Origin of the sequence: Rhodopseudomonas palustris (genome assembly GCF_003591005.1) — a bacterium.
GTDB lineage: Bacteria > Pseudomonadota > Alphaproteobacteria > Rhizobiales > Xanthobacteraceae > Rhodopseudomonas > Rhodopseudomonas palustris_K.
In genome coordinates, this window is sequence record NZ_QYYD01000016.1 from 107,812 (window position 1) to 128,606 (window position 20,795).

Below are 20,795 nucleotides of genomic sequence, written 5' to 3' on the forward strand. Positions count from 1 at the left end.
GGATGTTGGATTCTGCAACAGCTGTTGCGCCCAACTGATCGCAGTATCACACGCACTGTCGCGCGCTGTCCAGAGAGCGAACCCCGCCGCGGCTTCTCGCGACGTAGAATCTTCCCAGACTAATCAACAGCCTGCGCAATTCGTCGCGCGGTTTCACGGAGCTCCCGACAAACTGGCACGCGATGTGCGTAGTTACATGCACTTCAATAAATCGGGAGGAAGCCATGAACATCATCACGACCATTCAGCCGACGGCGAGTTCGATCTTCAAAACTCGCTACGGCAACTTTATCGGCGGCCGCTGGGTGGAGCCGCTCGACGGGCGTTACTTCGACAACACCACGCCGATTACCGGCGGCAAGATCACGGAGATTCCGCGCTCCCAGAAGGAAGATATCGAACTCGCGCTCGATGCAGCGCACGCGGCGAGCCCAGGCTGGGCCAGGACGACGACGACCGAACGGTCACTCATTCTCAATCGCATCGCGGACCGGATGGAGGACAATCTCGATCTGCTCGCAACCGCGGAAACGCTCGACAACGGCAAACCTATCCGCGAGACGCGCGCCGCCGATCTACCGCTTGCGATCGATCACTTCCGTTATTTCGCGGGTGCGCTGCGCGCGCAGGAAGGCTCGATCTCCGAGATCGATCATGACACCATTGCGTATCACTTCCACGAGCCGCTCGGCGTCGTCGGCCAGATCATTCCCTGGAACTTCCCGTTGCTGATGGCGGCGTGGAAGCTGGCGCCGGCGCTCGCGGCCGGCAACTGCGTGGTGCTCAAGCCGGCCGAGCAGACCCCGGCGTCAATCCTGGTGTGGACCGAGTTGATCGGCGACCTGTTGCCGCCCGGCGTCCTAAACATCGTCAACGGCTTCGGCGTCGAAGCCGGCAAGCCGCTGGCGTCGAGCCCGCGTATCGCCAAGATCGCCTTCACGGGCGAGACCTCGACGGGCCGGCTGATCATGCAATACGCCAGCGAGAATCTGGTGCCGGTGTCGCTCGAGCTCGGCGGCAAATCGCCGAACATCTTCTTCGGCGACGTCGCGGCGGAGGACGATCCGTTCTTCGACAAGGCGATCGAAGGCTTCGTGATGTTCGCGCTCAACCAGGGCGAGGTGTGCACCTGCCCGAGCCGCGCGCTGGTGCAGGAGTCGATCTACGACCGCTTCATGGAACGGGCGCTGGCCCGCGTCGCCGCCATTCGGCAGGGCGACCCGCGCGATCCCGCCACGATGATCGGCGCGCAGGCGTCGCAGGAACAGCTCGACAAGATCCTGTCCTACATCGACATCGGCCGGCAGGAAGGCGCCGAACTCCTCGCCGGCGGCGGACGCGCGGAGCTGCCCGGCGATCTCGCCGGCGGCTACTACGTGCATCCAACCGTGTTCCGCGGCCACAACCAGATGCGGATCTTCCAGGAAGAAATCTTCGGCCCGGTGGTGTCGGTAACCACCTTCAAGGACGAGGCCGAGGCGGTGGCGATCGCCAACGACACCCAGTACGGCCTCGGCGCCGGCGTCTGGACTCGGGACGGCACACGAGCCTATCGATTCGGGCGCGCAATCGCGGCCGGCCGGGTGTGGACGAACTGCTACCACGCCTATCCGGCGCACGCCGCCTTCGGCGGCTACAAGCAATCCGGCATCGGGCGCGAAACCCACAAGATGATGCTTGATCACTATCAGCACACCAAGAACCTGTTGGTGAGCTACGGCACCGGGCCGCTCGGCTTTTTCTAGAACCAGATCGATTTGACGGTGGGTGCGCGGCACTCGCCGCAGCAATGCCGGACGGCGTTTGATCGCGCCGTCCGGCCAGTGGGGCTCTGCCCCCGCGACGCGAGCACGTTTGGACCCATGCGCAGTCGTGCGAACGAACATCTCTCACCACAAACAGCAAAACTCATGGAAGGAAACAACGATGCCCACGACCACATTCTTCATTCCGTCACTCAATTTGTTCGGCGCCGGCTGCGTTTCCAGCGCCGCGGATCACGCCAGGGCGCGTGGCTTCAAGCGTGCGCTGATCGTGACCGACAGCGTGTTGCACAAGCTCGGCGTCGCCGACCAGATCGCCTCGATGCTGATCGAGCGCAATGTCACCAGCGTCGTCTTCCCCGGCGCCAAACCGAATCCGACGATCAAGAATGTCGAGGACGGGCTGGCGCAGCTCAAGCAGGAGAATTGCGACTGCGTGATCTCGCTCGGCGGCGGCTCGGCGCATGATTGCGCCAAGGGCATCGCGCTCACCGCCACCAACGGCGGCAGCATCAAGGACTACGAAGGCGTCGACAAATCGGAGCACGCCCAGCTGCCGCTGATCGCCGTCAACACCACCGCCGGCACGGCCAGTGAAATGACGCGCTTCTGTATCATCACCGATGAAGAGCGCCAGGTGAAGATGGCCATCGTGGATCGCCACACCACGCCACTGCTGTCGGTCAACGACCCGGTGCTGATGCTCGGCAAGCCGCCGGCGCTCACGGCCGCCACCGGCATGGATGCGCTGACCCACGCCATCGAAGCCTATGTGTCGATCGCCGCGACACCGATCACCGACGCCTGCGCGCTGAAGGCGATGTCGATCATCTCGAACAGTCTGCGCACCGTGGTGGCCGAGGGCCAGAACCTCGCTGCGCGGGAAGCGATGTCGTATGCGGGCTTCCTCGCCGGCATGGCGTTCAACAACGCCTCGCTCGGCTATGTGCACGCCATGGCGCATCAGCTCGGCGGCTTCTACGATCTGCCGCATGGTGTCTGCAATGCGGTGCTGCTGCCGCACGTGCAAGCCTACAACGCGCAGGTCGCGGCGGGCCGGCTGAAGGACGTCGCCCACGCGCTCGGCGTCGATATCACCGGGATGACCGACGCGCAGGGCGCCGACGCCGCGATCCACGCGATCCAGCGGCTGTCGGCCGATGTCGGCATTCCGGCGGGGCTCGGCGGGCTCGGCATGAAGGAAACCGATGTGCCGATTCTCGCCGCCAATGCGCTGAAGGATGCCTGCGGCTTCACCAATCCGAAGCAGGCGACCCAGACCGAGATCGAAACCATCTTCCGCGCCGCCGCCTGACGGCTCGCTTCAACCCAGCGGACGCGTCCCGCGCGTCCGCTGACGCGCAGAATATCTCGTCGTGCCTCACCGCCCCCGTCATTCCGGGGCGCGTAGCGAAGCGGAGCGAACCCGGATTCCGCAACGGGCACTGCCGGCAGATCCGCCGCGCACGCGGCCTGCGTGCGTTCACTGCCTCGCAGAACGCGTCGGGATTCCGGGTTCGCTCACTGCGTTCGCGCCCCCGGAATGACGGCGGGAGAAGAAAGCCAACTATCGCCCCCAGCGATCCTGCCAAATCTTCTCGCCGACGAGGCATGACACCCGCGGCGTGCGGTCCTGTTCGGCGACCGGCACGATGTGGCCCGGCGGGGTCAGGCCGGCGACTTCCATCACCAGTTTGGTGTGGATCGCTTCCTTGAACTTGTCGCGGCTCTTGATCGTCACCACGAACGAGCCCGGGCCGCCGATCACGCAATCTTCGTAGTAATAATCGAGATTCTCAATATCCATCGTCGAGTACGACGGCTCCTTCACCATGATCGGCAGGCCGTTGATGATGATGCCCTTCTCGACCGCGGCGTCGCGCGCCAGCGTCACCGGCTCGCCGTTGTTGTTGGGGCCGTCGCCGGAGACATCAATGACGCGGCGCAGCCCGTGGTACGGGTTCTGGTCGAACAGCGGCACCGCGAAATTGATCGCGCCGGAAATCGAAGTGCGTGATGCGCGGCGCAGCGGTGCGTTCATGATCTCGGTGGCGACGGCGTCCGCGGACTCCGGGCCGTCGATCACCTGCCACGGCAGAATGATCTTTTGATCTCCCGCCGCTGCCCACTCGAAATACGTCACCGCAATGCGTCCGGTCGGGCCGGTCTTCAGTGTCTTGAGAAAGTCGCTCGAGCGGATTGCTTGAGCATAGCCTTCGCGCTGCACGGCGAGCTCGTCCATATCCATCGAATAGGAGACGTCGACGGCGAGCACGAGTTCGACATCCACGGTCTTGGAATCGTCCATCCGATCGGCGAGTTGCGGCACGCGGTTGGGTGCGGCGAGACCCGCCACCATCCCGGCCGCCGTCACGGCGGCGGCCATCGTGCCGATCGAAATCCACCGCATCGCACGCCTCCGCTCGAGGATGACACGATGGTGACATGCCCGCCTGCGAGCGCAACGGCAAAGCCGGTTCCGCCGCGATCACGTTTAAGTCACTGCAGGTAATGGCGATCTTTATTCAAACCGCGTTGCACGGAAATTGCTCAGAGCGGGCTGTCACCGCAGGTTTCCCGAGCGGCGCGACGGCTGTAAACTGACCACGATCCACAACGGTGCAAACCTCATGAGCAACGTCGATGTCGTCACGCGGCGAGCTACCAAGACCAAGCCGAAGGTCGAGCGGCCGAAGCTGCACAAGGTGATCCTGGTCAACGATGATTTTACGCCGCGCGACTTCGTGGTCCACATCCTCAAAGCCGAGTTCCGGATGACCGAGGATCAGGCGTACAAAGTGATGCTGACCGCGCACCAGCGCGGCGTCTGCGTCGTCGCGGTGTTCACCAAGGACGTCGCCGAAACCAAAGCCACCCGCGCCACCGACGCCGGCCGAAGCAAGGGCTATCCGCTGCTGTTCACGACGGAGCCGGAGGAATAAGCGCGGACGACATCGTCACGCGCCGTTTGTAGTTCCCTCGTCCCCGCGAGCAGCCTCACTGGCGGGCTCGCTCGGTGCGCCGCCTACAACCCCTCCGCCGCCTGCAGCGTCTCGACTTCCAGCCCGTAGACCCGCTCGGTGTGCGACAGACCCCGGATCGGAAACTCACCGAGTTCGACGAAGCCCTCGGCGCACAGGCCGATGAAGTCCGAGGATGCCACAACGGTGCGACCGAGGCGGCCGGCGATGCGCTCGAGCCTTGCGGCGAGATTGACGGCTGGGCCGATGCAGGTGAAGTCGAGCCGGTTTCCGCCGCCGATATTGCCGTACAGCACTTGGCCGACGTGCAGCGCGACGCCGAAGCGAAAGCGCTCGATGATATGATTGCCCTCGATGTAGTTCATCGCTGCCACCGTGTCGCGGCACTCATGCGCGGCAGCCAGCATGCGCGCGCAGACGTCGGCCTCGTCGCTGCCGTCGGCGGCGATCGGAAACACCGCCAGCAGGCCGTCGCCCATGAACTTCAACACTTCTCCGCCGTGGCGCAGGATCGGGCCGACCTGACAGTCGAAATAGGCATTGAGCAGCTTGACCATCACCTCCGGCGGCAGCTGGTCCGACAGCGAGGTGAAACCCCGCATGTCGGACAGCCAGATCGCGGTGCGCATGGTGTCGGCGTGGCCGCGACGGATCTGCCCGGCGAGAATCCGCGCGCCGGCGCGGTTGCCGACATAGGTATCAAGCAGCGTGGTGGCGATCTCGCGCAGACTGATCACTTCGATCAGCCGCGCCAGCGGGCCGTTCAGCCGTCGCAGCGCGATCAGGTCGGCGCCGCTGAAGCCGCCGGGCCGGCGCGTGGTGAAGCTGACGCCGTTGACGGTCCCGTCCATGAAGATCAGCGGCAGCGCCAGATAATCGGTGACGCCCTCACCGCGCATGTCGTCGAAGAACGGGAATTCGCGGCTGGCCTGCTCATCCAGCCGGAAGCGCACTTCGGCGGCGCTGTCATACATCAGCTTCAGCGGACTGCGCTGATATTCCTCCAGCCCCTCGACATCCACCGTCGTCTCGCTGGTGACGGTCTCCTGCCCGTCGCGCCAGACGAAACCGTAGCCGTAGATGTCCGGATGCAGCGTCTCGACAAACACGCCGACGCGATACAGCGGCAGCCCGGCCTCGACCAGCCGCTCGCAGGTCCGCGTCATCATCGCGACCGGCTCCGGCTCGGAGCGCGCGCCATCGATCAGCCAGTCGATCAGGTCGTGAAACTGTTGTGATTGCATCCGGCCATTGTAGCGGGCCGCGGCGCGTTTGGCACCCGGGCACCGCTCATGGCAGCTCTCCGGGTGGCGATTTCAGCCGACCTGCCCGCGCTGGCGCAGCAGATGGTCGGCGAGCACGCAGGCGACCATCGCCTCGCCGACCGGCACGGCGCGGATGCCGACGCAGGGGTCGTGGCGCCCTTTGGTCAGGATCTCGGTGTCGGTGCCGGCGCGGTCGACAGTCTTGCGCGGGGTCAGGATCGAAGAGGTCGGCTTGACCGCGAACCGCGCCACCACCGGCTGGCTGGTGGAGATGCCGCCCAGAATGCCGCCGGCGTGGTTGGACAGGAAACTCGGGCCGTGATTGCCCATCCGCATCTCATCGGCGTTCTGCTCGCCGGTGAGTTCAGCGCTGGCGAAACCGTCGCCGATCTCGACGCCCTTGACGGCGTTGATGCTCATCAGCGCCGCGGCGATGTCGGCGTCGAGCTTGGCGTAGATCGGCGCGCCGAGCCCGGCCGGAACGCCCTCGGCGACGATCTCGATCACCGCGCCGATCGACGAGCCGGCCTTGCGGATGCCGTCGAGATAGTCGGCGAACAGCGCGGCGGCGTCCTTGTCGGGGCAGAAGAACGGGTTGTTGCCGATCTCGTCCCAGTCCCATTTGGCGCGGTCGATCTTGTGCGGCCCGATCTGCACCAGCGCGCCGCGCACGGTCATTCCGGCGATCACCTTGCGGGCGACCGCGCCGGCGGCAACGCGGGTCGCGGTCTCGCGCGCCGACGAGCGCCCGCCGCCGCGATAATCGCGGATGCCGTACTTGGCCTCGTAGGTGAAGTCGGCGTGGCCCGGGCGGTATTTGTCCTTGATGTCCGAATAGTCCTTGGAGCGCTGGTCGGTGTTCTCGATCTGCAGCGCGATCGGCGTGCCGGTGGTGACCTGCTCGCCGGTCGAGGGATGCGCCATCACGCCGGACAGGATCTTCACCTGATCGGCTTCCTGGCGCTGCGTCGTGAAGCGCGACTGACCGGGCCGGCGGCGATCGAGATCGCCCTGGATGTCCGCCTCGGTCAGCGGAATCAGCGGCGGGCAGCCATCGACCACACACCCGATCGCCACCCCATGGCTCTCGCCGAAGGTGGTGACGCGAAACAGATGGCCGAAAGTGTTGAACGACATAGCGGACCCACAGAAAACTTACTGTAAACAGTCAGTGTTGACTGTCAGCGACGTGTCGTAGCGGCTGAGGCATCACCGGTCAAACCGGGCTCTTTCTTCCTTCTCCCCTTGTGGGAGAAGGTTTTGGAGCCTCAGCTCACGATCTCCATCGCCCCGTCGCGGAACACATAAACTGAGCCTTGCAGAATGAACCCCTCCAGCGCTTCGCTCGGGGTTTTCACGCCGCAGGCAACCATCAGCATGCGGCAGGTGCCGACATGGCCGACCGCGATGGTGTCGGCGCTCACCGACGCCAGCCAATCGGCGATGAACGGAAAGCGGTCGGCGTAGCTCTCGCCGCGCAGCGGCGCGACGCTCCAGCGGTCGGCGTGGCGGGCGGCGTAGACCTGCGCGTCGGACGCCTGCATCTGCTCGACCGTAAACCCTTCCCAGGCGCCGTAGGTGATTTCGCGCAGCCGCTCATCGGTCGCATAGCCCTGCACGGGCAGGCCGAGCGCGCCGCGCACCAGCTCCATGGTGACCCGGGCGCGGCCGAGCGGGCTCGCCACATAAGACAGCGCGGCGGCGTCGCGCTTGTCGCGGCTCAGCACGTCCGCAAGCAGCCGCCCGGCGGCGCTCGCCTGCCCCCGCCCCTTGGCGTTCAGCGGAATGTCCTGCGTCCCCTGATAGCGTCCGGTCGCGTTCCAGTCGGTCTCGCCGTGGCGGATGAAATAGATGGTGGGCATGGGCTCGTTAGATTAGTTCGTGAGAAGCGAGGTCTATCAGCGCGTCATGGCCGGACTTGTCCCGGCCACCCACGTCTTGCTTGCAGCCTGCGCTCGAAGGCGTGGATGCCCGGGACAAGCACGGGCATGACGAGCTTTGTGCAAGAAAGAGGTTCACACCGAGAGCAGATCAGTCCTTGCCGCCGAGCGTGATGTCCGGGGCGTTGGGGTTTTTCATGCCGACGACGTGGTAGCCGGCGTCGACGTGGTGGACCTCGCCGGTGACGCCGCGCGACAGGTCGGACAGGAAGTACAAGGCGCTGTCGCCGACCTCATCGATCGACACCGTGCGGCGCAGCGGCGCGTTATATTCGTTCCATTTCAGGATGTAGCGGAAGTCGCCGATGCCCGAGGCCGCGAGCGTCTTGATCGGCCCGGCCGAGATCGCGTTGACGCGGATCGCCTTCTCGCCGAGGTCGGCGGCAAGATAGCGCACGCTGGCTTCCAGCGCCGCTTTGGCGACGCCCATCACGTTGTAATGCGGCATCCACTTCTCGGCGCCGTAATAGGTCAGCGTGATGATCGAGCCGCCGTCTGTCATCAGCTTCTCAGCGCGCTGCGCGATCGCGGTCAGCGAGTAGCACGAGATCAGCATCGACTTGGAGAAGTTGGCTTCCGAAGTGTCGATATAGCGGCCATCGAGTTCGTCCTTGTCGGCGAAGGCGATGGCGTGGACCACGAAGTCGATCTTGCCCCACTTCTCCTTCAGCACATCGAACACCGCGTCGATCGTCGCCGCGTCGGTGACGTCGCAATGGCCGAGCACCAGCCCGCCGAGTTCGGCGGCGATCGGCTCGACACGCTTCTTCAGCGCATCGCCCTGATACGTCAGCGCCACCTCGGCACCCTGCTCGCGGCAGGCCTTGGCGATGCCGTAGGCGATCGAACGGTTGTTGGCCACGCCGAGAATCACCCCGCGCTTGCCCTGCATCAGGCCCGAACCAGTCGCCATGTCTTTTCCTCTCGGCTTGAATTGCAGCCACGGCCTACACCAGCGGCCGGGCCGGGTACAGTGCGAATGTTTGCAAGCAAATTCAGCCATTTGGCGCAATTCGTCGGTGCTGGAATAGCGCCGTCGGCGCGGTGTTATGATGATCGGAGCGGCGCGTCCGCCGACACCACAGGCCCGCAATGAACGATTTTCGAGACGGCGTCGAAGCAATGATCCCGGCCCTGCGGCGCTATGCGCGGGCGCTGGCGCGCGACGCCGACATCGCCGACGATTTGGTGCAGGACACGCTGGTGCGGGCGCTGCGTTCCGAAAAGCTGTTTCTCGGCGGCGATCTGCGCAGCTGGCTCTACACCATCCTGACCAATCTCAACCGCAACCGCAGGCGGACTCTGGCACGGCGGCCGACGATCCTGCCGCTGACCGACACCGGCACCGATGCCAGCGGTACCGAAGCGGAAGGCGGCGACATCGCCCGCGCGCTGGCGACGCTGGTCGAGGAGCAGCGCGCGGCGCTGCTGCTGGTGGTGCTGGAAGGGCTGAGCTATCGCGAGGTCGCCGAGATCCAGGGCGTGCCGATCGGCACCGTGATGTCCCGCCTCGCCCGCGCCCGCGCCCACATCCGCGCCAGCCTCGACGGCGAGCGGCCAATGCTGACACGGGTGAAGTGATGCAGCGCATGAAATCCGATCGTCCCCCGTCGTCATTGCGAGCGCAGCGAACAATCCAGCGCCGTTCCCTGGGTTTGGATTGCTTCGCTTCGCTCGTAACGACGGGGTGGGCTTGGTGCTCTCAAAGCGACGAACTCTCACCACTGAAGAAGCTCAGCCATGACTGACTCCCATATCCCCGTCACCGAGGACGAACTGCACGCATATGTAGACGGCGAATTGCCGGCGGAGCGGCGCGCGGACGTCGAGACATGGCTGGTGACGCATCCGGCCGATGCCGAGCGGGTGCGGTCGTGGCAGGCGATGGCCGAGGCACTGCATGCGCGCTACGACCGCGTGGCCGACGAGCCAATTCCGGCGCGGCTGCAGCTCGATCGGCTGAGCGCGGCGCCACCGCGGCGCTGGATCGCCGGCGCGATCGCCGCGACGTTGGCGGCCTTCATTGTCGGCGGCGGAGCCGGCTGGTTCGCCCGTGGCGCTACGGCCACGCCGAGCACCTTCCGCAGCTTCACCGTCGATGCACTCGATGCGCATCGGCTGTACGTGGTCGAAGTCCGTCACCCCGTAGAGGTCGAGGCCTCCGAGCGGGCGCATCTGCAGCAATGGTTGTCCAAGCGGGTAGGCTACAAGGTGACGGCGCCGGAGTTGGAAGCGAGCGGGCTGAAGCTGATCGGTGGCCGGCTGCTGCCCGGCCCGGACGCCCCCGCCGCCTTCCTGATGTATGAAAGCGCCAATGGCGAGCGCTTCACCCTGTACACGTCCCGCGCCAAGACCGACGCGGCGCAGATGCGGTATGCCAGCGACGCGCGCGACGGCGCGCTGTTCTGGGCCGATCGCGGCGTCGGCTATGTCCTCGCCGGACCGACCGACAAGGAGCGACTGAACCAGGTGGCAAAACAGGTCTACGCGCAGGCGGATAAGGCGGGCGGTTAGCTGATGATTAGTTACGAAGCAGCCCGCCCCCAATTTCGACATCGATAATCGCCGATTCCAACATCGGCGCGCCTCACTGTTGTCCGATCGAATCACGACGCTTTGAGCGCGTCTGATCCGCCGATCGACGCAAGCGGCCTTGGCCGGGGTCGCGCTGATCCCCCGCGCCAAGGCCGCACCTTTTGGGGGGCCGGGTACGCGGCGGCTGGATGCCGCTCAAGACTTCCCTCGGACACCGCTTTGGTATTTCATCCCCGCCATATGGGGCAAAGGAATACCATTATGCAGACTCAGTCGATCGAGACGTCCGCCGGGCAAATCGCCTATCGCCGATCCGCCGGCAGTGGACCGACGATCGTGTTCGTTCACGGCAATTCGGCATCGTCGCGTGCGTTTGCGCGGCAGCTCGACGGCCCGCTCGGCGCCAAATATCGCCTGCTGGTGCCCGACCTGCCGGGACATGGCGCATCGGCCGACGCCGCCGACCCGGCCGCGTCCTACACCATGCCGGGCTATGCGGCGATGCTGCGCGACTTCGCGCTGCAGCTCGGCGCGACCGACGCCGTGTTCGTCGGCTGGAGCCTCGGCGGCCATATCGTGTTGGAAGCGGCGCCGGATCTGCCGCAGGCCAGGGGCTTTGCGATCTTCGGCACGCCGCCGATCGGCTTCCCGCCGGCCATGGAGCAGGCTTTTCTCGCGACCCCCGCAATGGCCTACACGTTTCAGCCGGAGCTGAGCGAGGAGCAGGCGCGCGCCTATGTGGGGGCGGCGTTCCGGCCGGGTGCGACCGAGTTACCTCCGCAGATGGTCGCCGACGTATTGCGCACCGATGGCCGCGCCCGGGCGCAGCTCGCCGCCAGCATCACACCGGACGGCTATCGCGACGAAATCGACGTGGTGGCCAAGCTGAGCCAGCCCTTCGCGGTGCTCCACGGCGCGCAGGAGCAGCTCGTCAACGGCGATTACTTCGCCACCCTGACGATGCCGACGCTATGGCGCGGCGCAGTCCAGGTCATCGAAGGCGCCGGCCATCTGCCGCAATGGGAGCAGCCCGAGCGCTTCGACGCGCTAATCGATGCGTTTGTGGCGGAGGTGAATGGGTGAGCGTCGCCGCGAATACGGACGGCTCCTTCTCCCCGCGTGCGGGGAGAAGGTTGGGATGAGGGGGCGTCTCCGCGCGGCCGAGAGTCGCGCCGGAGAACGCCGTCGCTTCGCCTCACCGAAATGCTCGACCTCGCGGAGACGCCCCCTCACCCGATCCGACGTCGCTGCGCTCTGCCGGACCGACCTCTCCCCGCACGCGGGGAGAGGTTAGGCTGTGCCGGCCGATAAGGTGTCACTTATCCCAGATCGCTGCGCGGATAATACGGGTGGCCGTCGCGCCACTTGGTCATCAGTGCCTCGAGTTCGGCGTCGTGGCCGTCGGGCAGCACGATGCGGGTGGTGACGAACAGGTCGCCGGCGCCGCCGTTCTTCGGCAGACCTTTGCCCTTGAGCCGGAAGGTGCGCCCGCTCGACGTGTTTTTCGGGATCGACAGCTCGATCGCGCCGGTCAGCGTCGGGACGCGGACCTTGGCGCCCAGCACGGCCTCGTACAGCGTGATCGGCAGCTCTAGCCGCAGATCGCTGCCGTCGACCTTGAAGTGCGGATGCGGCGCGTAGTTCACGGTGATCAACAGGTCGCCGGGCCGATGGCCGGGCGCGCTCTCGCCCTGCCCCTTCAGCCGGATCTGCTGACCCGAGCCGACGCCGGCCGGGATCTTGACGTTGAGCTCCTTGCCGGTCGGCAGCCGCACGCGCTTCTCGGTGCCCTTCGCGGCCTCTTCCAGCGTCACCGTCATGGCGACGCTCTGGTCGAGGTCCGGGGCGAAGCCGCCGCTGTCGAAATCAAAGCCCGCGCCGCCGCGCGCGCCACCGCGCATCCCAGCCGCGCCGCCGAACATCGAATTCAGAATGTCTTCGAAGCCCGCGCCGCCACCGCCGCTGAAACCACCGGCGCCGCTGCGGAAATTGTACTGTTCGAAGCCGCCACCGGGACCTCCGGCGCGTCCGCCGCGCGCACCACCGCCGCCAGGGAAGCCCTGAAATTTCGGCTTGCCCTCGGCGTCGATTTCGCCGCGGTCGAATTGCTTACGTTTGGCCTCGTCACCGAGGATCTCATTGGCGGAATTGACCTCGGCGAAACGGGCGGCGGCCTTCGGGTCATTCTTGTTCGCGTCGGGGTGATGCTTCTTGGCCAGCTTGCGATAGGCGCTTTTGATCGCCGCAGCGCTGGCGTCCCGCTGCACCCCCAGGACCTCGTAGGGGTCGCGCATCCGTCACGTCTCCTTCAGAAATCAGGAATCCAACCTTGGGCAGAGCGCCCAGTCGAGTTTCATCTGGGGTGTTTGTGTCTGTTTTGCAACCGCTTTGGCCCGGTTTCGCGGCTGCGCACCGTTAGCTGCGGCGCCACGGCTTGAGCGAGCGGATTTCCCAAAGCCCTTGGGCGGACCGGCAGGCGGCGCCCTGCATCCAGCTTTCGGAGCCCTCCTTGACGTAGCTGGCGAGGAAATCGCGGCAGGACCGGCCTTCGGCCGTGTAGGCGGCGGCGATCGGCGTCACCGAACCGCGCGCGCCGGTGGCCGGGTTCTCCCACGGCTGGCTGGAATCCTTGCCGCCTTTGGTCAGCACATCGGAGGCGGCGATCCGTGCCAATGCCAGATCGGCTTCGCTCGGGCCGTTTTGCGCCGACGGCGTCAGCGCGGCGATCGATCCGGTAAACTCGGTGGCGTCCATTTGGGCAAACGCCGTCTGCTTGCCGCCGACGCTGCAGCCGCCAAGTCCCACGCCCATTAGAATGACTATCAACCCGGTCGACCGGCCGATCGTCGATAGGACAACGCACCGCCGTGCCCTATATAGGTCTCGCCTATACAAAGCCGCCGGCGCGTTCGGGAGCGCGGTGAAGCACAAGTCGGATCCCCTCGCATGAGCGATACCTCCATCAAACACCACAGTGAGTTAACGTCCGGTGATTTCACCGCGGCGGAGAACCCATTTGGCCTGTTCGCCGAATGGCTTGCCGAAGCGACCGCGTCCGAACCGAACGACCCGAATGCGATGGCGCTGGCAACCGTCGATCCCGACGGTCTGCCGGATGTCCGGATGGTGCTGATGAAGGGCTATGACAGCGAGGGTTTCGTTTTCTACAGCCACATCGCCAGTCAGAAAGGCCGCGAGCTCGCCGCAAACCCGAAGGCGGCGCTGCTGTTTCACTGGAAGTCGCTGCGCCGGCAGGTGCGCATTCGCGGCACGGTGACGCCGGTGACCGACGCCGAAGCCGACGCCTATTTCGCCACGCGGCCGAAGCAGGCGCAGATCGGCGCCTGGGCCAGCAAGCAGTCGCAGCCGCTGGAGAGCCGGTTCGCGTTCGAGCAGGCAATTGCCAAGGTCGCGGCGAGGCATCTGATCGGCGACGTGCCGCGGCCGCCGGGCTGGAGCGGCTGGCGGATCACGCCGTCGCGGATCGAATTCTGGCACGACCGCCCGTATCGGCTGCACGACCGCATTGAATTCAGCCGCGATACGCCGGCTGCTCCGTGGACCAAGACAAGGCTTTATCCATGAATCCCGACACCCCGAAGCGCGCGCCAGAGACCAACGCGCAGCGCCGGACGATGATTCTGACCGGCGCCAGCCGGGGCATCGGCCACGCCACGGCAATCCGGTTTTCCAGCGCCGGCTGGCGGGTGATCACCTGCTCGCGGCATTCATTTCCGGAAGAGTGCCCGTGGGGCGCCGGCCCCGAGGATCACATCCAGATGAACCTCGGCGACCGCGCCGACACGTTGCGCGGCATCGGCGAAATCCGCGAGCGGCTCGACGGCGCGCTGGTGCATGCGCTGGTCAACAACGCGGCGATCTCGCCGAAGGCCGCGGGCGGGAAACGATTGGGCTCGATCGATACCGAGATGGACACCTGGGAGCACGTCTTCCACGTCAACTTCTTCGCGCCGATCATGATGGCGCGCGGACTGATCGAGGAGCTCAAGGCCGCGAAGGGCTCGGTCGTCAACGTCACCTCGATCGCCGGCTCGCGTGTGCATCCGTTCGCCGGCGCCGCCTACGCCACCTCCAAGGCGGCACTCGCCGCGCTGACGCGCGAGATGGCGTCCGACTTCGGCCCGATCGGCGTGCGGGTCAATTCGATCGCACCCGGCGAGATCGACACCTCGATCCTGTCGCCCGGCACCGAGAAGATCGTCCAGGAAGACATCCCGATGCGCCGCCTCGGCACGCCGGACGAAGTCGCCAAGATCATCTACGTGCTGTGCACCGAGACCTCGTCCTACGTGAACGGCGCCGAGATCCACATCAACGGCGGCCAGCACGTTTAGTAACGAAGTAGTACGACCGTGATGGCCGGGCTTGTCCCGGCCATTCATGCCTTAGATTACATCCATGCAAGCTCGGTGTGGACATTGCGAGCGAAGCGAAGCAATCCAGCTCAGTGCACTGACGCTGGATTGCTTCGTCACTTCGCTCTTCGCAATGACGGCTCGGGTGGCGCCCCATGCTGGCCGAATGTATTTCGACGTCGAGCAATGTTCGTCATGGCCGGGCTTGTCCCGGCCATCCACGCCTTCGTGCGCGGTAGCGCTGCAAGGCGTGGATGCCCGGCACAAGGCCGGGCATGACGTGAGTCAGTGAATGGGAAGACTCATCGCGAGCGCGCGACCGCGCGATCAGCAACGACCGCTTGCACGCATCGGCTAACATGTTAGTCCGCGCGAAACCGGCGGGTGGGCCGGGTTCGCGTGGGGGCTTGTTGCAGGATGCCCGCGCTCGAGCAATCCTCTTCGCGGTCGTCGTCCATGAGGGCGGCCCCGCAATACCGGCAGAAACGGCCACTCATCGCTGTCGTCGGACTCGGCCGCTGTGCTCGCTGATAGTTTGCGAAGTCGATGATGTTGCGACCAGGCTTTACAACTTTGTCAACCATTGCTGTCCTCGTAGTTCTGACAGCCTTTATCGCAGCAACCCTTCTTCCAAATGTTCAGTCGAAAGCTCAAATTTTAGGGGCAATCAACGTTCAGCCGAGATGCTTTGCGAAAAACTCGGTCGCTCGCGACCACGCCAGCTCCGCCGCTTCACGGTCATGCACCGCCGCGCGCTGCTCGTTGACGAAGGCATGGTCGGCCTCGTAGCGGAAGAATTCCGCCGACTTGCCGGCGTCCTTCATCCCCTTCTCGAACGCGTCCACCACCTGCGGCGTGCACCAATCGTCGCGATTGGCGAAATGGCCCTGCATCGGCACGCGAACTTCCGACGGCTTGGCGGCCTGCTCCGGCGGGATGCCGTAGAACACAACCGCGGCGCTCAGCTCGGGGATCTTGCACGCGCCGATCACGGTCACAGCGCCGCCGAGGCAGAAGCCGGTGAGCCCGACCTTGGCGCCGTTGCGCGACAGATAGGCGGCGGCGCCGCGCACGGTCTGCGTCGTCGCGTCCATGAAGTCGAGCGACCCCATCTCCGCATTGGCGGCGTCCGTGTCGTGATAGGGCACGACCTTGCCGTTGTAGAGGTCGGGCGCGAGCGCGTCGAAACCGGCGAGCGCAAAACGATCCGTCAGCCCCTTGATCTGCTCGGACAGGCCCCACCATTCCTGGATCACCACGACGCCGGGCGCATTGCCGCGCGCCGCGTTGGCCAGATAGCCGCTCGCCTCTTTGCCGTCAGGACGCTTGAAGGTGATGATCGTGCCCATGAATCCTCCATCAATTGCACTTTCGTTGCGGCGCATATTGTCCGCCCTGCCCGACGGATGCAATTGCCCGGACCGCGGCTCTGGCGCGCAGACCACGTAAACAAAAAAGCCCCCACAAGGGGGGCTTTCTGTCGCGTGTCTGTCGAACACGCCAATCGGGCGAGCGGCCGCTCAGTGCACGTTCGACCACACCTTGCGCTTGGTGAAGTACAGCAAGCCGCTGAGGATGAGCAGGAAGATCATGACCTGCAGGCCGAGCCGCTTGCGGGCTTCGAGGTGCGGTTCGGCGGCCCACATCAGGAACGCCGAGATATCCTTGGCGTATTGCTGCACGGTCTGCGGCGCACCATCGTCATAGGTCACCTGACCGTCGGAGATCGGCGGCGGCATCTTGATCGAATGGCCCGGGTACCACTTGTTGTAGTAGGAGCCGTCCGGCAGCGTGAATCCTTCCGGCGGCGGATCCTGATAGCCCTGGATCAACGCGTCGATGTAGTTCGGGCCCTGCTCCTGGAACTGGGTGAACAGGTCGAACACGAACTGCGGGAAGCCACGCGCATAGGACCGCGCCTTGGCGAGCAGCGACATGTCCGGCGGGTAGGCGCCGCCATTGGCCGCACGGGCGGCCTGCTCGTTCGGGAACGGCGAGTGGAAGGTGTCGGCCAGACGGCCGGGGCGTTCGAACATCTCGCCGGCGTCGTTGGGGCCGTCCTTGATCGAGGCTTCGGCGGCGATCGCCTTGGCCTGGTCGAGCGTAAAGCTCGGGCCACCGGGCTCGGCGAGGTTGCGATACTGCAGCAACTTCAGCGAGTGACAGGCCGAGCAGACCTCCTTGTAGACCTTGAAGCCACGCTGCAGCTGGGCGCGATCATAGGTGCCGAACGGCCCCGAGAAGCTCCAGTCCAGCGACGGCGGAGCTTCGCCGCCTTCCGCCGCCTTGGCGGTCTGCATGCCGCCGACCAGCAGCGAGCCCCCGAGCAGCACGGCGAACAGGCTGGCGGCCGTCGTCTTCAGGATCTTGCCCTTGTTCAGCACGTCTTCGGCAATCGAGTTCGGCACCGGCAGGGTCTTCTCGACCCGCGACAGCAGCGGCAGCACGATCAGGAAGTAGGCGAAGTAGAAGAAGGTGAAGACGCGGGCCAGCACCGTGTAGATGCCCTCGGCTGGCTTGCCGCCAAGCCAGCCGAGCATCAGGCAGGTAGCCACGAAGCCCCAGAAGAACCGCTTGGCAAGCGGCCGATAGCGCGACGAGCGAACCTTGGCGCTGTCCAGCCAGGGCAGGAACAGCAGCACCAGGATCGCGCCGAACATCGCCACGACGCCGAGCAGCTTGTTCGGGATGGAGCGCAGGATCGCGTAGAACGGCAGATAGTACCATTCGGGCACGATGTGCGCCGGGGTCACGCCCGGGTTGGCCGGAACGTAATTCTCCGGGTCGCCGAGATAGTTCGGCATGTAGAAGATGAACCACGCGTAGAACAGCAGGAAGCAGGACATGCCGAACATGTCCTTCATCGTCGCATAGGGCGTGAACGGAACGGTGTCCTTCTCGGTCTTGGGCTCGACGCCGGCCGGGTTGTTCTGGCCGGTGACGTGCAACGCCCAGACGTGCAGCACGACGACGCCGGCGATCACGAAGGGCAGCAGATAGTGCAGCGAGAAGAACCGGTTCAACGTCGGGTTGCCGACCGAATAACCGCCCCACAGCAGCGTCACGATGCTGTCGCCGACGAACGGAACCGCCGAGAACAGGTTGGTGATGACGGTGGCGCCCCAGAAGCTCATCTGGCCCCACGGCAGCACGTAGCCCATGAAGCCAGTGGCCATCATCAGCAGGTAGATGATGACGCCGAGGATCCACAGCACCTCGCGCGGCGCCTTGTACGACCCGTAATACAGGCCGCGGAACATGTGGACGTAGACCGCGATGAAGAACATCGACGCGCCGGCGGCGTGCATGTTGCGCAGCAACCAGCCGTAATTGACGTCACGCACGATCCGCTCGACGGAGTCGAAGGCGAGATCGACATGCGGGGTGTAGTGCATCGCCAGCACGATGCCGGTGACGATCTGCACCGCCAGCATCATCGACAGGATGGCGCCGAACGTCCACCAGTAGTTCAGGTTGCGCGGAGTCGGATAGGCGATGAAGGAAGAATGAACCAAGCCGGCGATCGGCAGGCGCTGCTCGAGCCACTTCATGAAGGGGCTCTGCGGCTGATAGGTCGATGGTCCGCTCATGATGCGATCCTAGGGCAAGGGAATGTAGCGACGCTGAAGGGCAGCGCGTCAGCCGATCTGGATTTTGGTGTCGGAGACGAACTGATAGGGGGGGACCGGCAGATTCAGCGGCGCCGGACCCTGGCGGATGCGGCCGGAGGAATCATATTGCGAACCGTGGCAGGGGCAGAAGAAGCCGTCGAACAGACCTTCGTGCGCGATCGGGATGCAGCCGAGATGGGTGCAGATGCCGATCACCACCAGCCACTGCTCGTGGCCCGGCTTGGTGCGCTCCTGATCGGTCTGCGGATCGGGCAGCGACGAGACGTTGACGGCCAACGCTTCCTCGACCTGCTTCTTGGTGCGGTTCATGATGTAGATCGGCTTGCCGCGCCAGAACACCTTGATGTCCTGCCCTTCGGCGATCGGCGTGAGATCGACTTCGATCGGCGCGCCCGCCGCGATCGTCGAGGCATCCGGGTTCATCTGCGCGATGAACGGCCACACCGTCGCGGCTGCGCCGACAGCGGCCACGGCGCCGGTTGCGATATAGAGAAAATCACGGCGCGTCGGTTCCGCCGAAGTCTCTGTCGTCACGATCCAAAGCCCTTTCATCTCTGCGGCCGGCGAGACGGTTCTGGCAGGTGCGAAATCATCGCCCGAGGCAGGATCGCCGAACTTCGCAGCCCACGCATCCCAAGGCTGCTTGTCATCAGCCGGTCAGCTAGAAACAGACAGTTCAGAATCGATCTATTGGCACCCTTGCCGGTAGAGCGCAAGTCCGCGAAGGGCTAATCACCGCGGCCCGAACAATTCCTTCGCGTCGTCTTCTCACCCTGCGAGTTATGATTCAGTTGCTACGGAGCATTACGGAATGCGGATCGCCCTTTATCAGCCCGACATTCCTCAGAACACCGGCACTATCCTTCGGTTTTGCGCGTGTTTGAGCGTCGAAGCTCACATCATCGAGCCCGCGGGATTTCCAATCTCGGATCGCCATTTCCGTCGCGCGGGAATGGACTATCTCGATCAGGTAACGATCATCCGACACGATTCCTGGTCAAAATTCATGCAGTGGCGAGAGGCTGCTGACTGTCGCGTGATTTTACTTACAACCAAAGGCGTAACGCCCTATCTGCAACAGCGTTACCGATCCACTGACGTGCTGTTGCTGGGGCGAGAAAGCGCTGGCGTTCCGCAACAAGTCGCCGATACGGCGGATGCGCGCGTGGTGATTCCGATGCAGCCGCAGATGCGCTCGCTCAACGTCGCAATGGCGGCCGCTTTGGTGGTCGGCGAGGCGCTCCGGCAGACCCGCTACGAGTAAAGGACACGATGTGAGCTACGCGGTGAAAGAGATCTTTCTGACCTTGCAGGGCGAAGGTGCGCATGCCGGACGCGCCTCGGTGTTCTGCAGATTTGCAGGATGCAATCTGTGGACGGGGCGTGAGCAGGACCGCGATCAGGCGGTGTGCCAGTTCTGCGATACTGACTTCGTCGGCACCGACGGCACGCTGGGCGGCCGCTACGCCGACGCTGATCAGCTCGCCGCAATTGTTGCAGCGCAATGGAGAGGTGACGAGCGCGACCGCTATGTAGTGATCACCGGTGGTGAGCCACTTCTGCAACTCGACACTCAACTAATTGACGCACTGCACAAGCACGGCTTCGCCATTGGCGTCGAAACCAATGGTACAATCCAACCACCTCTCGGAATCGATTGGCTTTGTGTCAGTCCGAAAGCCGGCGCTCCGCTTCGGGTGCAGTGCGGCAACGAACTGAAACTGGTGTTTCCGCAGGCCGGCGCAATGCCGGAGCAGTTCCAGGATCTGCCCTTCGAGCGGTTTGCATTGCAACCGATGGACGGCCCGGACCAGGTCGCCAACACTCAGGCGGCGATCGACTATTGCCTCCGCCACCCGCAATGGCGGCTGAGCGTTCAGACCCACAAGGTCATCGGCATCCGCTAGCGCGGCCGCCCACCGTGATCGGCCTGTCATGCCAGACCGCTAGGCTCCGCCGCGTGAAACAACACGTTCAGCGGGAGCCAAACATGGACTTAAAAGCAGGCGACGTCGTCATCCTGAAATCGGGCGGACAGGCCATGACGGTGGCTGAGGCCCGCGCCGACGAGGCGGTCTGCGTCTGGATGGGCGAAGAAGGCGAACTGTTCCGCGAGACCCTGCCGCTCGCCGTGCTCGAAGCAATCGAGGTTGCTGACGACGACGAGGATGAGGACGACGATCTGGACGAAGACGGCGCCGACGACGAAGACGCTAAGGCCAACAAAGTCGCCTGAGACGTTGCCCGGCATCGCTGCTGCCAGCCGCAAGTTCACCATCCGTCTTGCCCGGGCTTGTCCCGGG

21 protein-coding genes are annotated in these 20,795 nt (G+C 64.8%); 11 read left to right on the forward strand and 10 right to left on the reverse strand.

The features are described 5' to 3' along the window. Positions 1–224: 224 nt before the first annotated feature. Together adh and yiaY are read left to right on the forward strand one after the other, a co-directional pair. The gene (gene adh / locus D4Q52_RS16385; protein ID WP_119857637.1) at positions 225–1,745 is read left to right on the forward strand and encodes an aldehyde dehydrogenase; all 1,521 of its coding nucleotides are present in this window, start codon (positions 225–227) and stop codon (positions 1,743–1,745) included. A 181-nt stretch (positions 1,746–1,926) separates the two neighbouring features. Continuing rightward, the gene (yiaY, locus tag D4Q52_RS16390; protein ID WP_119857638.1) at positions 1,927–3,078 is read left to right on the forward strand and encodes an L-threonine dehydrogenase; all 1,152 of its coding nucleotides are present in this window, start codon (positions 1,927–1,929) and stop codon (positions 3,076–3,078) included. Between the two features lie 252 nt (positions 3,079–3,330). On the opposite strand, the gene D4Q52_RS16395 is transcribed toward yiaY, so the two are convergent. After that, positions 3,331–4,173 carry a DUF1194 domain-containing protein gene (locus tag D4Q52_RS16395; RefSeq protein ID WP_119857639.1) on the reverse strand — a complete coding sequence of 281 codons (843 nt, stop codon included), beginning with the start codon at positions 4,171–4,173 and terminating at the stop codon, positions 3,331–3,333. Positions 4,174–4,393: 220 nt separating this feature from the next. On the opposite strand from D4Q52_RS16395, the gene clpS reads away from it, so the two are divergent. Next, positions 4,394–4,705: an ATP-dependent Clp protease adapter ClpS gene (gene clpS, locus D4Q52_RS16400; protein WP_119857640.1), complete on the forward strand. Its 312-nt coding sequence runs from the start codon at positions 4,394–4,396 to the stop codon at positions 4,703–4,705. Positions 4,706–4,788: 83 nt separating this feature from the next. Here the strand turns inward: clpS and D4Q52_RS16405 are convergent, their stop codons facing one another. The 4 genes from D4Q52_RS16405 to fabI form a co-directional block, all read right to left on the reverse strand. After that, positions 4,789–5,988 carry an adenylate/guanylate cyclase domain-containing protein gene (locus D4Q52_RS16405; protein ID WP_119857641.1) on the reverse strand — a complete coding sequence of 400 codons (1,200 nt, stop codon included), beginning with the start codon at positions 5,986–5,988 and terminating at the stop codon, positions 4,789–4,791. 72 nt (positions 5,989–6,060) lie between these two features. Continuing rightward, positions 6,061–7,146 carry a chorismate synthase gene (gene aroC / locus D4Q52_RS16410; RefSeq protein WP_119857642.1) on the reverse strand — a complete coding sequence of 362 codons (1,086 nt, stop codon included), beginning with the start codon at positions 7,144–7,146 and terminating at the stop codon, positions 6,061–6,063. 131 nt (positions 7,147–7,277) lie between these two features. Then, the gene (locus D4Q52_RS16415; RefSeq protein WP_119857643.1) at positions 7,278–7,871 is read right to left on the reverse strand and encodes a histidine phosphatase family protein; all 594 of its coding nucleotides are present in this window, start codon (positions 7,869–7,871) and stop codon (positions 7,278–7,280) included. Between the two features lie 169 nt (positions 7,872–8,040). After that, positions 8,041–8,862: an enoyl-ACP reductase FabI gene (gene fabI, locus D4Q52_RS16420; protein ID WP_119857644.1), complete on the reverse strand. Its 822-nt coding sequence runs from the start codon at positions 8,860–8,862 to the stop codon at positions 8,041–8,043. 179 nt (positions 8,863–9,041) lie between these two features. On the opposite strand from fabI, the gene D4Q52_RS16425 reads away from it, so the two are divergent. From D4Q52_RS16425 to D4Q52_RS16435, 3 genes are all read left to right on the forward strand, one after another. After that, complete coding sequence (locus D4Q52_RS16425) at positions 9,042–9,530, forward strand: sigma-70 family RNA polymerase sigma factor (RefSeq protein ID WP_119857645.1); 489 nt, start codon at positions 9,042–9,044, stop codon at positions 9,528–9,530. 159 nt (positions 9,531–9,689) lie between these two features. Beyond that, a complete protein-coding gene (locus D4Q52_RS16430) occupies positions 9,690–10,463 on the forward strand; it encodes an anti-sigma factor family protein (protein ID WP_119857646.1) in 774 nt (257 codons plus the stop codon). Between the two features lie 282 nt (positions 10,464–10,745). Beyond that, positions 10,746–11,567 (forward strand): alpha/beta fold hydrolase, encoded by an 822-nt coding sequence (locus D4Q52_RS16435; protein ID WP_119857647.1) that lies wholly within the window; start codon positions 10,746–10,748, stop codon positions 11,565–11,567. 236 nt (positions 11,568–11,803) lie between these two features. Here the strand turns inward: D4Q52_RS16435 and D4Q52_RS16440 are convergent, their stop codons facing one another. Together D4Q52_RS16440 and D4Q52_RS16445 are read right to left on the reverse strand one after the other, a co-directional pair. After that, the gene (locus D4Q52_RS16440) at positions 11,804–12,778 is read right to left on the reverse strand and encodes a DnaJ C-terminal domain-containing protein (RefSeq protein WP_119857648.1); all 975 of its coding nucleotides are present in this window, start codon (positions 12,776–12,778) and stop codon (positions 11,804–11,806) included. Positions 12,779–12,899: 121 nt separating this feature from the next. Continuing rightward, on the reverse strand, positions 12,900–13,310 hold the full coding sequence (locus tag D4Q52_RS16445; RefSeq protein WP_119857649.1) for an RT0821/Lpp0805 family surface protein: 411 nt from the start codon (positions 13,308–13,310) through the stop codon (positions 12,900–12,902). 120 nt (positions 13,311–13,430) lie between these two features. On the opposite strand from D4Q52_RS16445, the gene pdxH reads away from it, so the two are divergent. Both pdxH and D4Q52_RS16455 read left to right on the forward strand, forming a co-directional pair. Beyond that, a complete protein-coding gene (pdxH, locus tag D4Q52_RS16450; RefSeq protein WP_119857650.1) occupies positions 13,431–14,069 on the forward strand; it encodes a pyridoxamine 5'-phosphate oxidase in 639 nt (212 codons plus the stop codon). Continuing rightward, positions 14,066–14,839: an SDR family NAD(P)-dependent oxidoreductase gene (locus D4Q52_RS16455; RefSeq protein WP_119857651.1), complete on the forward strand. Its 774-nt coding sequence runs from the start codon at positions 14,066–14,068 to the stop codon at positions 14,837–14,839. The genes pdxH and D4Q52_RS16455 overlap by 4 nt, the downstream gene beginning before the upstream one ends. 695 nt (positions 14,840–15,534) lie before the next feature. Here D4Q52_RS16455 and D4Q52_RS16470 read toward each other — a convergent pair. The 3 genes from D4Q52_RS16470 to petA all read right to left on the reverse strand — a co-directional run bounded on the left by D4Q52_RS16470 (position 15,535) and on the right by petA (position 19,026). Further along, positions 15,535–16,209, reverse strand: a complete 675-nt coding sequence (locus D4Q52_RS16470) for a dienelactone hydrolase family protein (protein WP_119857654.1) — start codon at positions 16,207–16,209, stop codon at positions 15,535–15,537. Between the two features lie 171 nt (positions 16,210–16,380). Continuing rightward, positions 16,381–18,450 (reverse strand): cytochrome c1, encoded by a 2,070-nt coding sequence (locus D4Q52_RS16475; RefSeq protein WP_119857655.1) that lies wholly within the window; start codon positions 18,448–18,450, stop codon positions 16,381–16,383. A 48-nt stretch (positions 18,451–18,498) separates the two neighbouring features. Continuing rightward, positions 18,499–19,026: a ubiquinol-cytochrome c reductase iron-sulfur subunit gene (gene petA / locus D4Q52_RS16480; RefSeq protein WP_119857673.1), complete on the reverse strand. Its 528-nt coding sequence runs from the start codon at positions 19,024–19,026 to the stop codon at positions 18,499–18,501. 277 nt (positions 19,027–19,303) lie between these two features. Between petA and D4Q52_RS16485 the strand changes: the two genes are divergently transcribed. From D4Q52_RS16485 to D4Q52_RS16495, 3 genes are all read left to right on the forward strand, one after another. Further along, positions 19,304–19,756: a tRNA (cytidine(34)-2'-O)-methyltransferase gene (locus D4Q52_RS16485; RefSeq protein WP_119857656.1), complete on the forward strand. Its 453-nt coding sequence runs from the start codon at positions 19,304–19,306 to the stop codon at positions 19,754–19,756. A 10-nt stretch (positions 19,757–19,766) separates the two neighbouring features. Further along, a complete protein-coding gene (gene queE / locus D4Q52_RS16490) occupies positions 19,767–20,399 on the forward strand; it encodes a 7-carboxy-7-deazaguanine synthase (RefSeq protein WP_119857657.1) in 633 nt (210 codons plus the stop codon). 83 nt (positions 20,400–20,482) lie between these two features. Continuing rightward, positions 20,483–20,728, forward strand: coding sequence for a YodC family protein (locus D4Q52_RS16495; RefSeq protein ID WP_119857658.1), 246 nt, complete (start codon positions 20,483–20,485; stop codon positions 20,726–20,728). Positions 20,729–20,795 lie beyond the last annotated feature (67 nt).

Excerpts from the sequence above, each read along its gene's own strand:
- D4Q52_RS16395 (WP_119857639.1), bottom strand. The coding sequence starts at position 4,173 with ATGCGGTGGATTTCGATCGGCACGATGGCCGCCGCCGTGACGGCGGCC.
- D4Q52_RS16430 (WP_119857646.1), top strand. The coding sequence starts at position 9,690 with ATGACTGACTCCCATATCCCCGTCACCGAGGACGAACTGCACGCATAT.
- adh (WP_119857637.1), top strand. The coding sequence starts at position 225 with ATGAACATCATCACGACCATTCAGCCGACGGCGAGTTCGATCTTCAAA.
- clpS (WP_119857640.1), top strand. The coding sequence starts at position 4,394 with ATGAGCAACGTCGATGTCGTCACGCGGCGAGCTACCAAGACCAAGCCG.
- pdxH (WP_119857650.1), top strand. The coding sequence starts at position 13,431 with ATGAGCGATACCTCCATCAAACACCACAGTGAGTTAACGTCCGGTGAT.
- aroC (WP_119857642.1), bottom strand. The coding sequence starts at position 7,146 with ATGTCGTTCAACACTTTCGGCCATCTGTTTCGCGTCACCACCTTCGGC.
- yiaY (WP_119857638.1), top strand. The coding sequence starts at position 1,927 with ATGCCCACGACCACATTCTTCATTCCGTCACTCAATTTGTTCGGCGCC.
- D4Q52_RS16475 (WP_119857655.1), bottom strand. The coding sequence starts at position 18,450 with ATGAGCGGACCATCGACCTATCAGCCGCAGAGCCCCTTCATGAAGTGG.
- D4Q52_RS16470 (WP_119857654.1), bottom strand. The coding sequence starts at position 16,209 with ATGGGCACGATCATCACCTTCAAGCGTCCTGACGGCAAAGAGGCGAGC.
- D4Q52_RS16435 (WP_119857647.1), top strand. The coding sequence starts at position 10,746 with ATGCAGACTCAGTCGATCGAGACGTCCGCCGGGCAAATCGCCTATCGC.
- D4Q52_RS16425 (WP_119857645.1), top strand. The coding sequence starts at position 9,042 with ATGAACGATTTTCGAGACGGCGTCGAAGCAATGATCCCGGCCCTGCGG.
- D4Q52_RS16495 (WP_119857658.1), top strand. The coding sequence starts at position 20,483 with ATGGACTTAAAAGCAGGCGACGTCGTCATCCTGAAATCGGGCGGACAG.
- D4Q52_RS16405 (WP_119857641.1), bottom strand. The coding sequence starts at position 5,988 with ATGCAATCACAACAGTTTCACGACCTGATCGACTGGCTGATCGATGGC.
- D4Q52_RS16440 (WP_119857648.1), bottom strand. The coding sequence starts at position 12,778 with ATGCGCGACCCCTACGAGGTCCTGGGGGTGCAGCGGGACGCCAGCGCT.
- fabI (WP_119857644.1), bottom strand. The coding sequence starts at position 8,862 with ATGGCGACTGGTTCGGGCCTGATGCAGGGCAAGCGCGGGGTGATTCTC.
- D4Q52_RS16485 (WP_119857656.1), top strand. The coding sequence starts at position 19,304 with ATGCGGATCGCCCTTTATCAGCCCGACATTCCTCAGAACACCGGCACT.
- D4Q52_RS16455 (WP_119857651.1), top strand. The coding sequence starts at position 14,066 with ATGAATCCCGACACCCCGAAGCGCGCGCCAGAGACCAACGCGCAGCGC.
- D4Q52_RS16415 (WP_119857643.1), bottom strand. The coding sequence starts at position 7,871 with ATGCCCACCATCTATTTCATCCGCCACGGCGAGACCGACTGGAACGCG.